Below are 14928 nucleotides of genomic sequence, written 5' to 3' on the forward strand. Positions count from 1 at the left end.
GAATGGAATTAAACCATGCTGTCTGATCTGGATGACTTTTACTGTTTCGCTCAGGTGGTGGAACATGGCGGCTTTAGTGCAGCCGAACGTGCAACCGATATTCCCAAATCCAAACTTAGCCGCCGGGTGTTTAATCTGGAAGAGCGTCTGGGTGTACGTCTGATTCAGCGCAGTTCGCGTCATTTTGCCGTCACCGATATTGGCATGAATATTTATCGGCATGCCCAAGTTATGCTGAATGCTGCACAGGCAGCGCATGATCTGGTTGACCATCTAAGCACTGAACCGCGCGGAACTATTAAAGTCAGTCTGCCAGTGTCTATTGCCCAGAACGAACTGGCAAAAATTCTGCCGGATTTTTTGAAAAAATATCCTGAAATTAAAGTTCAGATGATGATCACCAATCGCCGGGTCGATATTATCAATGAAGGCTTTGATCTGGCCTTACGTGTCCGTTCCAGCCTGGATGATGACCCGAATCTAGTGATTCGCCAGTTTGAAAAAATTGAGCAACATCTATTCGCCAGTCAAGGTTACTTAAACGAATTTGGCGATCTGAAAACGCCTGAACAACTCTCTGAACATAAAATTTTAAGCATGGCTGAGGAACATACTGAACAGTTCCTGGTATTGCAGAATGAGCAACAGCAACAGAAGAAAATCCGGATCAGCCCCACCGTAATGGGATCAGACCTGAATATGCTGGCACAGCTGGCAGCTTCAGGCTGTGGTATTACATTACTGCCCGATAATGTCGTGCAGCAATATGTAGAACGTGGCGAACTGGTTCGGGTACTTTCAGACTGGAAAACTGCTCATGGCATTTTTCATCTGGTTTATCCTTCCCGTCGTGGTCTGTTACCAGCTGTACGGGTATTTATTGATTGTCTGGTTGAACACCTGCATCTTGTATAAAAGGAATATTTCAGGCAAAAAAAATAGCTCATTCTTGGGGAAAAATGAGCTAATAAAAACGATTCACTACAGCATGAAGTGAACGAAAGGAAACTACTACCGCCAAGCCAAATCTAATATACAGCAATCAGAAATCTAACAAAGCAAACATCAACTAACTATAAATAGATTAAGAGGATTTGGCTGGTTAAACCACTTCTTCATGTAGTGTTTTGTAAGCTTTCGTCACTAATAGCAAGCAAGCTGTAATTTATGTAAGCTACTGTATTTCAATGCATAACATGAAAAATAATTTAAATTTCCGGATACTCGCCTGTACCTTCTGGCCATGGTGATAACAGCTCAAAACCTGTGTCGGTTACAACTACCATGTGTTCCCATTGAGCTGACCAGGATTTATCTGCAGTCACCACTGTCCAGCCGTCCTTCAGCTCTTTAACACGCGCTTTACCCATATTCACCATCGGTTCAATGGTAAAGACCATACCGGGTACCAGTTTGATGCCCTGACCTGGTTGTCCGTAATGCAGAATGTTTGGCTGTTCGTGATAAATTTTACCAATCCCATGACCACAATATTCACGCACGATGGTATAGCCTTCACGCTGTGCAACAGACTGAATTGCATAACCAATATCGCCTAGGGTTGCACCCGGTTTAACGGCATGAATTCCGGCAACCATAGCTTCATAAGTAGTTTCGACCAGACGTTTGGCTTCAGGAGATGGTGTGCCGACATAATACATCCGACTGGTATCGCCAAAATAACCGTCTTTAATGATCGCCACGTCAATATTAATAATATCGCCGTCTTGTAATACGGTATTTGGAGATGGAATACCATGACAAACCACTTCATTCGGTGAAATACAGGTGGTTTTGGTATAGCCATAATAGCCAATATTGGCTGGCGTCACTTTTAATGTATTGACAATAAAATCATGACAGAGATCATCCAGATATTCAGTCGTGACACCTGGCTTGACATGCCCCCCGATCATCGCTAAAACCTCTGCAGCCAAACGCCCAGATATCCGCAGTTTTTCAACATCTTGCTCAGTTTTAAGACTAATCGCTGGAGCTCGCATATACCTATCCTCACTATGAATCCCTGAATTATAATCCCTTTTTTGCGAAATATGTCGCAGTTGTTGAGTTTCAGTACAGTAATTTTCCTTGAAATAGGACTTTTCACTGCTGCTTATTTGTACAAACAATAACTGACATATTTTGATAGCAAGTGCAGATATTTATTGAGCTTATAAGGAAAAATATATTTTTCAGCGATTTATCAAACATATATTTCTACCAAGATTTGAATGACTGGTTATATGATTCGCAAACTCACTAGAATCAAGGCTTCCAGCCTTAAAATAAACTCCAAAAAATTGGACATATACACTAAAATCGCTTTCTTTTGTTCTATTGATCTCCCTTTATGACAAGTCTGCGTACCCGGGATATTGTCGCCCTAGGTTTTATGACCTTTGCACTGTTTATTGGTGCGGGCAACATTATCTTCCCACCGATTGTGGCTCAACAAGCCGGTGAACACGTATGGCTCGCTGCTTTAGGTTTCCTTATTACAGCAGTCGGCTTACCCGTGATTACCATTATTGCGTTGTCTCGCGTTGAAGGCTCCATTCAGGCACTAAGCTCGCCTCTGGGCAAAGCAGCCAGTATTTTGCTGACTGTAATCTGTTACTTAGCTGTTGGCCCTTTATTTGCGACGCCACGTACCGCAACCGTTTCTTATGAAATCGGTTTTTCATCTTACTTTGGCAATGAATCTGGCAGTCTGCTCATTTACAGCATCATCTATTTTGCTGTGGTGACCATCGTGTCCTTATATCCCAATAAGATTCTGGATACCGTCGGCTATTTCCTGTCGCCACTTAAAATTATTTCTTTGATCATTTTGGGTGTAGCAGCCGTGATGATTCCTGCCAGCAATCCGCCTGCAGCGATCGATAATTACGTTACCAGTCCAGTGACTGAAGGCTTCGTAAATGGTTATTTAACCATGGATACTTTGGGCGCTTTAGTTTTCGGTATTGTGATTGTCAAAGCCATTACTTCACGTGGCGTAACCGATAAAAAACTGATTACCAAATATGCGGTCAATGCCGGCATTATCTCTGGTATTGGTTTAACTCTGGTGTATTTAAGTCTGTTTAAACTTGGACTAGGTAGCCATGAGATTGCACCAAATGCAGCCAATGGTGCCATTATCCTGCATGCATATGTACAACATGCTTTTGGCGATATGGGTGCTTACTTCCTGTCCGGCATGATTTTTATTGCCTGTATGGTCACTGCAATTGGTCTGACCTGTGCCTGCGCTGAGTATTTTTCCAGCTTGACCAAAATTCCGTACAAGATCTTTGTATTTATTCTGGTGGGCTTCTCACTGGTGATTTCAAATCTGGGTTTAACCAAACTGATCGCTGTTTCGGTTCCAGTCTTAAGTGCGATTTATCCGCCTGCCATTAGCGTCATTATGCTGAGCTTCTGTGCAAACTTCTTCAAGAAACCATCTCATGTGATTGCGCCAGTGACCCTGGTGGCCTTGATCTTTGGTATTTTTGATGGATTAAAAGTCGCTGGTTTTGAATTGCCTGCATTACTGCAAAATTTACCTCTATCAGATCAGAATCTGGCCTGGTTTATCCCGTCCATGATTGTATTGCTGATTACAGCTGTGATTGACCGTATTAGAAACTAAAACTTCTAGGATGTCTGAAAAATCGTATTTTTACCCAAAATCCGGTTTGAGCGTGATCAATAATTGTCAGGTTTTACCCAAACGGACATTTATTGTTTCTTAATAATGACATCAAATCACCGCTGTAAATCTTGATACTAAGATTTTCTATAAAATATGATGTATAGAATTGCACTTTAATTATTTTATTTTTTATATAAATATAAACAAAACTTTAATTTCCTGATTTTAGATACCTATTGTTGCCAACTTAAACCAAGTCCCCCTCCGAGTCATACGCAGGCTTACAAAGTATTGATTAACACTACATATCTTTGGCGTAGAATTTGCATTTTCTATCTGGTCGCATTAATCAAATGATGACTACATCTTATTTCCAAAATTAGCTGGAGGTGAAATCTGAAAATATAATTCTTGCCTAATCAAGTGATTATGTAGTTATACGACTAAAGATGGCCATTTTGACTGTAAAAGCCTGCCACAGCAGTTGCAAAGGTCCAAATTAAACAGTACAACTATATATTCAATTCTGACTGATTAAATCTGCTTTAATCTTCAATAACATAAATAAATGGGAGGGATGGAGATGTTATCATTACATTTCAACAAGCAAGTCTTCATTGACGCTCTTAAAGCCAACAACACCAATCTGGTGACATTTATATGCACCACTTTTGCACTCATGCTGACTTTAACCGTCCATTGCTTAATTCAAGGTAATTTAAAACTTGAATACTTTGGCTATGCACTGATTGTCTCAGCTGCGTTTTTCCTATGGGCTGCCATAGACCAGAAATACCGATAAACAAATTTTTAATTAGCCCAGATGGATGATTTGGCCAGTCATCCATCTGGTGAAAAAAGTGTTTTAACTTTCAAGAATTCCAGCATCCTTTCAGAATAACTATAAAAAGAACATTAAAATAATCCGATAAATGCTCCATAGAGCAAGATCCCCGTCCCGCCCAATTCTGCGACAATTAAACCTAGCATGGCGAAAGTCATCAAACTTCCTGGCAAATGAAATTTACCCAGTTGATGCGGCTGTTTAAACTGATTCGTCGTGTCTTTCAGGAAACCATGCAACATATAAGCGGCAATCGAGAAGCTAAAAAACAGAATATTGACTAGTATGCAAATCAGATTCACCATACTCGGCAACACTGAACAATAGGCCAGCATTGCCAAAATTAAGGTCGCGGGCGCATAAAGCAGGCTGCTGCGATGGGCAATATCGACATAATAATGTGCACGCGACTGAGGCGATTGACGAATCTGCCAGTACTTCCAGACGCCAGTGAACATCCCGATCCACAAGAATATTCCACTAAAAATAATGGCGATTTTAACGGCCAGCTCAAGTTCCATTAGCTGCATAAGATCATTCCATTTTTATTATTTGACTGACTTTAAAGTCATGTTTTCCCCGAGCTACCCTGCTAAAAATCTATACAGTAAAAGCTTCATCAGGATTCTAAAAAATATAGTGTAACGTATGTCTGAATTTGAAACATTGACTCTCCAGTGTCAGGATGGCTATCGCTTAAGTGCACGTTTTTATGCAGCAATTTCTGAAACTGACAAACTTCCAGTATTAGTCTGTCCAGCAACTGGCATTACCAAACAGTTTTATCATAGTTTTAGCTGCTGGTTGCAAACTCAGGGTTATGCAGTGCTGGTATTTGATTTTCGAGGTATCGGCGAATCTTTAAAAGGTTCGGTTAAGCAGTCTAAAGCCAGTATTGTGCAATGGGGACAACTGGACATTCCGGCTGCAATTGATGCGCTATTGGCTAAAACTCAGGCAGCAAAGGTCATCTTACTTGGTCATAGTGCTGGTGGACAGCTGCTGGGTATTGTCCCAAACTATGCCAAAGTGGAAAAAGTCGTGGCAATTGCGGGATCGACTGGTCATGTTAAAGGTTTAAGGGGCCGCACCAAATTACTGGCACCAGTAATGTTCAATATCATTTTCCCATTGGCACGGATCACCAAAGGCTATGGTCCAACCCAAGCGATTGGTATGGGTGAAAACCTGCCAAAAGATGTGGCGCGTGAATGGGCAGAATTTTGTAGTCAACCGGGTTATGTCATGAATGCAATTGGTAAAAAGATCGCACCAGTATATGACTATCATGCCCAGATCACCTGCCCGATCACATCAATCTGGGCTTCAGATGATGAAATCGCCACTCAAGCAAATGTCAAAGACTTGCTGCGCTTATATCCAAAAGCAGCCACAGAAATGATTGAGCTAAAACCCCAGGAATATGGTCATAAAGGGATTGGCCATATGCTGATGTTTAAGAAGTCACATCAAAACTTATGGCCAGTGATTGAGCAACAGTTATCTGCCTAAAGATGATTTAAATGGCTATTGATAGGTTAATGTGCTTTAATACGCTCAGTATGAGATGAGCCTCTTACAGTATGTGCCTTAGATGTGCATACGACTAGCCCCTAACCATGGGGCTTTTTTAATGTCTATATGATTTTGAAGTCGTATTAAAATTTAACCGAAAAATGCAATGATACTCTGAATCACCACAGCATTCACAATATCAATAAAAAATGCACCACACAGCGGTACGATTAAAAAAGCTTTATGTGATGGACCATAGCTATTGGTGACCGCCTGAATATTGGCAATCGCAGTCGGGGTTGCTCCCATACCAAAACCACAATGCCCTGCTACCAATACGGCTGCATCGTAATTTTTTCCCATGATTCTAAAGGTCACAATTGCGGTAAATAAAATCAGTACCGCTGTCTGCGCAAACAAAATGGTAATGAGCGGGCCTGCCAAATCGGCCAGCAACCAGAGTTGCAGTGACAGTAAAGCCATAGATAAATACAGGGACAATGACGCATTGCCAAATACATCAATGGCACGGTCGAAAATATCGACTTTCAGTACATGCTCTAGGAAGTTACGTACAATCACCCCTGTCCCTAAGGCCCAGACAAAGGTCGGCAGTTCGAACCATCGTCCTTGACTAATCTCTGTCATTTCATTCGCAACAAAAATACATAGTGCAAACATCCCCAAAGTCGACACTGCATTACTAGCTGTAATCAACCGGGTTTTCTTTGGATATTCGAAGGGTGCGGTGTTGATGCTAGTATCGAGTTGTTGTTCATTGGTCTCTTGCGCTACTGTCTCTGCCAACTGATTTCGTTTAATCAAGAATTTGGCAACCGGACCACCCACAAGCCCACCAATAATTAAACCAAAAGTAGCACTTGCCATTCCGAGGACAATTGCCCCCTGTATTCCATATTGAGTTTCAAGCACTTCACCCCAAGCACCGGCAGTACCATGTCCACCCGTTAAGGTAACAGAACCGACAATCAGACCAATCAATGGATCAAGCCCAATTGCTGTGGCTAAACTCATGCCAACCGCATTTTGTACAACTACAAATAGAATGACACAGACCAGAAAGATCAGCAGTGATTTCCCACCTTCTTTGAGCTTGGTAAAGTCTGCACTTAAACCCACAGAGGTAAAGAACATCAGCATCAGAATGGTTTGAATTTCTGAGTCAAATGTGGCACTGATATTAAAAAATTTATAGAGAATAAAAGCTGTAATCGCTGCGATTAGACCGCCGATTACAGGCTCAGGTAAGTTATAGTTTCTAAAGAAGCCAATTTTACTAACAAGATACCGCCCAATAAAAAGAAAAAATACTGCAATCACCAAGGTGCCAAAGGCATCGATTTCATAATTCATAACATTCCCTATTGGCTTTATTTTCATACAGTTTTAGGAAAACAGTATGAAAAATCAATTTTAGAAATGTTATGCAAGTTATTGTTTCTAGTAATTGTTTAATTTATGTCCTAAATAGATTTAATTAATGCGATGGAATATCATAAACCCAGTTGCGTGCTTGTTGGTCTGTGGTGGTTTCACAGACATAGTAATCATGATCCCAAGCGTCTTGATGGAAGATTTCTTTTTTATGGTAAGACACGTGTTTGCCATTTTCGACACAGATAAAACTGTCGCCTTGGTCTTTGACTTGGGTTCCATTGAGGAACCCACCAATACAGAGGAATCGGGATTGTTTGGGCATTGATTACTTCAACTACTTTGCACTTTTAAATCATCAGGTAAATTATTATAAATTTTTCTAGTTGTCATGGTTATTTTTTGAATATTGACGATATCATCATTGATTTTTTCACCACTAACAAAACTGCGTAATGAGATTAAAGTTTTCTCATAAAAATAGTCGTGCCAAATAAACATATACTCGTCACCATATTTCTCAAATGAACTTTTAGTACTTGGTAAGTCTTTAATTATTAGTTCAACAAGCTCTTTATCTTCTTTTTTTAAAAATTCTGTGGTTTTGTCTTTAAAAGCCGCTATTAATGTTATTGCAGTAACTGTTATTCCCTGAAAAATACGCAAACTATTTAAACTTTGATGATCTAAATAAAGGTCTATAAAATCACTATTTAAGTCTTTAATTTCTTTTAAAATATTTTCAATGTTGCAGTCACGGTATAGCTGCTCACTAACCCCTTGTAATTCTAATTCTCTTTTTTCAGCATATACTTTTTTAAAATTAATTCTTATTAGTATTTGAATCAGGAAATTTGTTTTATTAAATACTTTTATTAATTTTAAACAATCTTCCGCAGCAATTAATTGCTTATCATTTCTTACTTTTGAACGATTTGTTTCTAAATCAGTTAAATAATTACTTATTAATGCTATATGACTGTCTTTTTCTCTTATTTTTTGTCGAAATTCTTCCATTTCTTTTTCAAATTTAATATTAATTTTCTTTTCGTAGTACTTAAAAATAATATCTTTAGACAAATATCCAATGCCAACAAGCAAACTTGTAGAACCTAATGTACTAAAAAACCAAACTGATAAATTTGATAATTCCATTAATAATTATTCTCAAAAAAATAAGGGCTGATTACTCAGCCCTTATTCTTAACTCAAATTAATTTAATTATCAACAAATTAAGCTAATTGAGCAGCAGCAATTTTCTTAGTATCGATGTCTTTAGCAGCATCTGTATACTCGCTCATCTTGTCGAAGTTCAAGTATTGATAGATGTCAGCAGACATGCTGTCGATTTGAGCAGCGTACTGTTGGTATTCTTCTGGAGAAGGTAATTTACCCAATACAGCAGCAACAGAAGCAAGCTCAGCAGATGCTAGGTAAACGTTAGCACCTTGACCTAGACGGTTCGGGAAGTTACGAGTAGATGTAGACACACAAGTTGTGTTTGGAGCTACACGTGCTTGGTTACCCATACACAATGAACAACCTGGCATTTCAGTACGCGCGCCAGCTTTACCATAAATGTTATAGAAACCTTCTTCCATCAACTGATGTTCGTCCATACGCGTCGGTGGAGCGATCCACAAACGAGTTGACAATGCACCACCAGGAACTTTCTCAAGCAACTTACCAGTTGCACGGAAGTGACCGATGTTAGTCATACAAGAACCAACGAATACTTCGTCAATTTTCGCGCCTTGAACGTCAGAAAGAAGTTTCGCATCATCTGGATCGTTCGGGCAGCAAAGAATAGGTTCTTTGATGTCTGCAAGATCGATTTCATACACTTTGGTGTATTCAGCATCAGCATCAGCTTTGATCAGGCTTGGGTTAGCCAACCATTTTTCCATGTTCTCAACACGACGAGCCATCGTACGCGCATCGCCATAACCTTCAGAAATCATCCACTTCAACATGGTGATGTTTGAACGAAGATATTCAGCAACTTTCTCTTCAGAAAGCGTGATAGAACAACCAGCAGCAGAACGCTCAGCAGAAGCATCAGAAAGTTCGAATGCTTGCTCAACAGTCAGGTCAGTTTCCATTTCTGTTAAGTCAATCTCAAGGATACGACCAGAGAAGATGTTTTTCTTACCTTTCTTCTCTACAGTTAGGTCACCTTCCTTAATTGCGTAGTAAGGAATTGCATGTACAAGGTCACGTAGAGTGATACCAGGCTGCATTTTACCCTTGAACTTCACAAGTACAGATTCAGGCATATCTAGTGGCATAACACCAGTTGCTGCAGCGAACGCTACAAGACCAGAACCCGCCGGGAATGAAATACCGATTGGGAAACGTGTATGCGAGTCACCACCAGTACCAACGGTATCCGGAAGAAGCATACGGTTTAACCAAGAGTGAATAATACCGTCACCTGGGCGTAAAGACACACCACCACGGTTCATGATGAAATCAGGAAGCGAGTGTTGCATTTGAACGTCAACTGGTTTTGGATAAGCAGCTGTATGACAGAAAGATTGCATAACAAGGTCAGCAGAGAAACCTAGGCAAGCCAAGTCTTTCAATTCGTCACGAGTCATTGGACCTGTTGTATCTTGCGAACCAACAGTAGTCATCTTAGGTTCACAGTAAGTACCTGGAAGTACACCTTGACCTTCAGGAAGACCACAAGCGCGACCAACCATCTTCTGAGCTTGAGTGAAACCTTTACCAGTTGCAGCAGGCTGAACCGGAGTACGGAACATTGTAGATACTGGAAGACCTAAAGCTTCACGAGCCTTAGTCGTCAAACCACGACCTACGATCAGGTTAATACGACCACCCGCACGAACTTCGTCTAGAAGAACTGGAGTTTTAAGTTCAGCTTCAGCGATTTGCGCGCCGTCTTTGAACGCAGTTACTTTAGCAGCAGCGTGATCGATCTTAAGAACGATTTCGTCGCCCATGTTCATGTTAGCAACATCGATCTCGATCGGTAACGCACCCGCATCTTCCATCGTGTTGAAGAAAATCGGAGCGATTTTAGAACCTAGGCAGTAACCACCGTCTTTTTTGTTCGGGATGTGCGGGATGTCGTCACCGAAGAACCAAAGTACAGAGTTAGTTGCAGATTTACGAGATGAACCTGTACCAACAACGTCACCCACGTAAGCAACCTGGTTGCCTTTCGCGATCAGTTCTTTAATCTGGTTAAGTGGACCCACTTCACCAGGAACTTCTGGATTGATTCCGTCACGTACGTTTTTCAACATTGCATTTGCGTGCAATGGAATGTCTGGACGGCTCCAAGCGTCTTGTGCAGGTGACAAGTCGTCAGTGTTGGTTTCGCCAGTTACTTTGAAAACAGTCAGTTTGATTTCTTCAGGAACGTCTTTACGGCTAGTGAACCATTCAGCGTCAGCCCAAGACTGCATAACTGCTTGAGCATTTGCGTTACCAGCTTTTGCTTTATCAGCAACGTCATGGAATGCATCAAATACAAGAAGCGTTTTTTTCAATGCTTCAGCTGCAAGTTCAGCAAGCTCAGCATTGTCTAAAAGTTCAACTAAAGGCGCTACGTTGTAACCACCAAGCATAGTACCTAGTAAATAAACAGCACGTTCTTTAGAAACGAGTGGAGAGGTTGCTTCGCCTTTTGCCAATGCAGCTAAGAACGCAGCTTTTACATATGCAGCTTGGTCAACACCTGCTGGTACACGGTTTTCAAGCAAATCTACCAAGTATGCTTCTTCACCAGCTGGCGGGTTTTTTAGTAGTTCAACTAATGCAGCTGTTTGGGCATCGTCAAGTGGCTTCGGTGGGACTCCGAGTGCGGCACGTTCTTCAACGTGTTGGCGGTAAGCTTCTAGCACAGTGTTATTCCTCTTTTTTAAAAAATTACTTATGAATTCCTGCTTATTCCAAGCTTCATAAATAATATGGACTCCGAAATTTTACTAAATTTCCAGTTAAAAGTTAATGCAACTCAAGTGTTTCTTCGTGATGCTCGTTATTTTATAACTAAATGATGCTCTTAATGATTATTCCATAATCAGTTACAGCTTACACCACACGAAACAAGCCCATGAATAGGCCCTTTTAACTGAATTTAATGCATAAAAAAGGCAACCTTGATGTTGCCTGATTTGACGTTAAAAAGATACTCCACCTTAGTGTACAGTGGTCGAGTTTAAATACTGCTGATATGAGTCTCGGCAGCCTTGGAATTTCACCACGCATTCATCTTCATAGGTGGTACTGTGATTATTGCTGGCAAAGGAAATGTCCACCTGATAAAGCTTTTTATCTTGTTCTAGCATCTTCTTTAAAACAACTTTGTCACCGACGCTGATTACATAGCGACTGCCGCCAATAATGACCAAACCCTCTTCATCTTCCAGCAGCAGATCAGAATGATGCAAATATCTGACGACTTCCATATTGCGCTCCTCCTCGGTTAGTTGGAGTTAAATTCATTATTCAATATAAAGATAAGTATTTCTATATTTTAGATTTAGAAATTGTCACAAAGTGTACATTTTGCTTAGGCTATTTTTATTATTCAGTCTTTTAAAGATGTATATATTTAAATACGTTTAATGGGAAATATGGGTTGGATAATTTTATTCAGATATAAAAAAACCGTTCCTTAGAACGGTTTGTAATCTGGTAATTCATCATGCGGTGTCGCAATACACTTTGCAGTAAATTCAGCGCGGACTTTTTCACGTGCTGCTTTTACATCTCCCTTAATCTCGTCGGCTGGAATTGCATAGACTTCATCAATAATATTCAGGATAAAACCTTTGGTGGTTTCGTCGTCGATCTTGTTGGCATGCTCGATTGCTTTTTCTTTCTCAATCGCATTCTGACGATCCAGCATAATGGTACGTGCCGCATTTCCGACACTTCGACAATAACCTTGCCACTGCTCTTCAGGGGTTAAGGGTTTCTTCTCGGCACAACCGGCCAGCGCCAGCATAAACGATAAAGCCAATAACTTTTTCATGAATTTCTCCTTCCGAGGGGCAATATAAAAGATCGGGGAAGATTTGTCATTTCAAAATGCGAGTTGTATGGAATTAAAAAAGCCCACTAATGGGCTTTTTCATTTTGTGTAATTAACCACATGAAGCCTGGATAATCTTTTTGCTTGTAGGATCCACCGTTACAGTCACTCGTTCTTCACGATAATCCATGGTCACCGCTTGACCCGGTTCGACCATACGTACAATTTGTGCCTTGGTTTTCTGCTTGATTTGCGCTTCAGTCAAATTGGACTGACCGACCAAAGCCGCCGCCTGATCAGCAATACATTTAGGTTGATTCATGTGCAGTAATTCCCACTCCTCGACCACCTGACCATTCTTTAAATGGCAATATCCGACCTGACCATTGCTTTCAGTACGAATTTCAAGCTTGCCGCCCTGATTGACACAATAAGCGCTTGCAGGATTCACTGAACCTATTTTAGGAGCTTCCGTCTCAGATTGCGGCGTGGTGGTACATGCGCTTAGAGCGAGAGCCAGTAAACCGAACAGCATTGTTTTTTTCATGAGAGCCTATTCTTCTTCAATAATTCTTCACCAATTTAGCATATTTCCTTGTTCTTGCCAGACACAAGTCTGTGTACATTTTTAACCGTACTTTCTCATTAAAGAATGGAAATAAGACATCTATGAATCAAATACTTCAGCTCTATAAACTTTCTTAGTGGAGAAGATGAAGAGAAGAACCTCTACAAAATGCGAAAATTCCGGATGAGTCGCCTGAACTAAGTGATTATGCATTCCAATAGCATTGCATTGTCATTACACAAATCAAATATGACTTCACTTTTGGATTTGTGATCTGTGCTGGATTGATTTAATATTTGATTGAATTTTAAACTTTCTATTGGCATGACAGACGATCCTCAACTCTCCCTCAAGGAATATCTTGCTACGGTTCAGGAAGTGATTAAACTCACTTTCGATACACCGGTATGGGTCAAAGCCGAAATTCGAAATCTAAGTATTAAAGCAGGCCATTATTATCTTGAGCTAGCAGAAAAAGAAGCCGACAGCGATCAGGTGATTGCCAGTTGCCGAGCAACCATCTGGAAATTTAGTGCCCAGAAAATTGTCACCCAGTTTGAACGTGAAAGCGGAATTGAGCTGAGTCGTGATTTGAAAGTGCTGATTAAAGTCAAAACCAACTTTGATCCGCAATATGGTTTTTCTTTAAATATTGTCGAGATTGATTCGGGCTATACCTTAGGAGATATTGCCCGGCGTTATCAGCAGATTGTTGAGCGGTTGACGACTGAAGGACTGATTCAGCGCAATAGAAACTTGCCCAGCCCTTTTGACCTGAACCGGATTCTGGTGATTGCTCTCGAAAATGCAGCAGGACTGGGAGATTTCAAAAAAGATGCCGATGCACTACAGCGTGCGCAGGTGTGTGAGTTTGTCTATCACAGTGCGACTTTTCAGGGAAATACCGCCCCGCAAAGTATTATGTACAGTCTGGCGCAAGCGCTCAAACAATGGGCACAGACTTATAATACAGCACCGGATCTGATTGTGATTATACGAGGGGGTGGCGCAGTTAATGATCTGGCTTATTTGAATGACTATGATCTGGCTGCCCTGCTTTGTAAACGTTCGGTGCCGGTCTGGGTCGGCATCGGACATGAAAAAGACCGCACTATTCTGGATGAAATTGCGCATCGCTCCTTTGATACTCCGAGTAAAGTCATTGCAGGAATCCGCAATCATATCTTTGAATTGACTCAGGATGTGCTGAATTATCTACAACGGATTCAGCGTTTATCCCAGCAACAGATTCAGGCTTATCAAAATCAGAATGATCAATTTTTGAAACTGATTCAAAGTCTGGCCAACAACCAGATTTTGGATGCACTGCAACGTCTGCAACAGATCAAGGCCAATACTGCCAGTCTGGCCCAGCAGCATACCCAGCTGATTAATCAGCAGCTTGATGCCCTAATGCGGGAAACGCTACTACAAAATCCTAAACATGTTTTATCCAAAGGTTATGCCATCGTGCGCCAGCAAGAACATGTGGTTGCATCTATTCAACAGATTCAGCCCAATGATCTGGTTGAAGTCGAATTACATGACGGCATTTTTTCAGCACAACTTATACAGGTACTTCCTCATGAATCATGATATTTTAAGCTTCCAACAAGGCTATGACATCTTGAAAAAGAATGCGGAATTGCTCGAATCTCAGCAAGAACCGGATATCGATAACTTGATGAAAATCGTGGAAGAATCCATGACTGCCTATAAAGCTTGCAAGGCCCGGGTTGAAGCGGTTCAAACTGCTTTAAATGAGACGTTTAACGATTAATTGCACCCCATTTTAAATATCTTATTAGGCTATTTTGCTAGATTGAATTGACATAAAAGCTCTCATTAATGAGGGCTTTTTTATTAGGGTGTGTTGACACTTTTAGCTTAAAAAAATAGCAAAGTAGTAAAATCAAATCGCCAAACCCAATGTTACTATTCGCTATGCCTCGTA

General features: G+C 40.8%; 15 protein-coding genes. 6 read left to right on the plus strand and 9 right to left on the minus strand.

Annotated features, from left to right (window positions below; all coding sequences use genetic code 11):
• Window positions 1-15 precede the first annotated feature (15 nt).
• Window positions 16-915, plus strand: a complete 900-nt coding sequence (locus NI455_RS11680; protein ID WP_253114280.1) for a LysR substrate-binding domain-containing protein — start codon at window positions 16-18, stop codon at window positions 913-915.
• A 293-nt stretch (window positions 916-1208) separates the two neighbouring features.
• On the opposite strand, the gene map is transcribed toward NI455_RS11680, so the two are convergent.
• Window positions 1209-2003 carry a type I methionyl aminopeptidase gene (gene map, locus NI455_RS11685; RefSeq protein WP_253114283.1) on the minus strand — a complete coding sequence of 265 codons (795 nt, stop codon included), beginning with the start codon at window positions 2001-2003 and terminating at the stop codon, window positions 1209-1211.
• A gap of 350 nt (window positions 2004-2353) precedes the next feature.
• Between map and brnQ the strand changes: the two genes are divergently transcribed.
• On the plus strand, window positions 2354-3640 hold the full coding sequence (gene brnQ, locus NI455_RS11690) for a branched-chain amino acid transport system II carrier protein (RefSeq protein ID WP_148334894.1): 1287 nt from the start codon (window positions 2354-2356) through the stop codon (window positions 3638-3640).
• A gap of 586 nt (window positions 3641-4226) precedes the next feature.
• Window positions 4227-4445: a hypothetical protein gene (locus NI455_RS11695; protein WP_004645284.1), complete on the plus strand. Its 219-nt coding sequence runs from the start codon at window positions 4227-4229 to the stop codon at window positions 4443-4445.
• Window positions 4446-4558: 113 nt separating this feature from the next.
• Here the strand turns inward: NI455_RS11695 and NI455_RS11700 are convergent, their stop codons facing one another.
• On the minus strand, window positions 4559-5017 hold the full coding sequence (locus NI455_RS11700; protein ID WP_253114285.1) for a hypothetical protein: 459 nt from the start codon (window positions 5015-5017) through the stop codon (window positions 4559-4561).
• A gap of 118 nt (window positions 5018-5135) precedes the next feature.
• On the opposite strand from NI455_RS11700, the gene NI455_RS11705 reads away from it, so the two are divergent.
• Entirely contained in the window at window positions 5136-5999 is an 864-nt protein-coding gene (locus NI455_RS11705; protein WP_253114287.1) for an alpha/beta hydrolase family protein, read from the plus strand.
• Between the two features lie 153 nt (window positions 6000-6152).
• Here NI455_RS11705 and gltS read toward each other — a convergent pair whose 3' ends face one another.
• The 7 genes from gltS to NI455_RS11740 all read right to left on the minus strand — a co-directional run bounded on the left by gltS (window position 6153) and on the right by NI455_RS11740 (window position 12953).
• Window positions 6153-7376 (minus strand): sodium/glutamate symporter, encoded by a 1224-nt coding sequence (gene gltS, locus NI455_RS11710; protein ID WP_253114289.1) that lies wholly within the window; start codon window positions 7374-7376, stop codon window positions 6153-6155.
• 124 nt (window positions 7377-7500) lie between these two features.
• Window positions 7501-7722, minus strand: a complete 222-nt coding sequence (locus NI455_RS11715) for a hypothetical protein (RefSeq protein ID WP_253114291.1) — start codon at window positions 7720-7722, stop codon at window positions 7501-7503.
• Between the two features lie 8 nt (window positions 7723-7730).
• A complete protein-coding gene (locus NI455_RS11720; protein WP_253114293.1) occupies window positions 7731-8552 on the minus strand; it encodes a hypothetical protein in 822 nt (273 codons plus the stop codon).
• Between the two features lie 78 nt (window positions 8553-8630).
• Window positions 8631-11270 carry a bifunctional aconitate hydratase 2/2-methylisocitrate dehydratase gene (locus NI455_RS11725; protein WP_253114295.1) on the minus strand — a complete coding sequence of 880 codons (2640 nt, stop codon included), beginning with the start codon at window positions 11268-11270 and terminating at the stop codon, window positions 8631-8633.
• Between the two features lie 297 nt (window positions 11271-11567).
• Window positions 11568-11837 (minus strand): hypothetical protein, encoded by a 270-nt coding sequence (locus NI455_RS11730; RefSeq protein WP_253114300.1) that lies wholly within the window; start codon window positions 11835-11837, stop codon window positions 11568-11570.
• Window positions 11838-12046: 209 nt separating this feature from the next.
• The gene (locus tag NI455_RS11735; protein ID WP_216986116.1) at window positions 12047-12406 is read right to left on the minus strand and encodes a hypothetical protein; all 360 of its coding nucleotides are present in this window, start codon (window positions 12404-12406) and stop codon (window positions 12047-12049) included.
• 112 nt (window positions 12407-12518) lie between these two features.
• Entirely contained in the window at window positions 12519-12953 is a 435-nt protein-coding gene (locus NI455_RS11740) for an I78 family peptidase inhibitor (protein WP_253114303.1), read from the minus strand.
• 345 nt (window positions 12954-13298) lie between these two features.
• Here NI455_RS11740 and xseA point away from each other — a divergent pair, with 345 nt between their 5' ends.
• Entirely contained in the window at window positions 13299-14570 is a 1272-nt protein-coding gene (xseA, locus tag NI455_RS11745; protein ID WP_253114306.1) for an exodeoxyribonuclease VII large subunit, read from the plus strand.
• Complete coding sequence (xseB, locus tag NI455_RS11750; RefSeq protein ID WP_253114308.1) at window positions 14560-14754, plus strand: exodeoxyribonuclease VII small subunit; 195 nt, start codon at window positions 14560-14562, stop codon at window positions 14752-14754. The genes xseA and xseB overlap by 11 nt, the downstream gene beginning before the upstream one ends.
• The last annotated feature ends 174 nt before the right edge of the window (window positions 14755-14928 follow it).

This window comes from Acinetobacter lwoffii, from assembly GCF_024129435.1.
Classification (GTDB): Bacteria; Pseudomonadota; Gammaproteobacteria; order Pseudomonadales; family Moraxellaceae; genus Acinetobacter; species Acinetobacter lwoffii_F.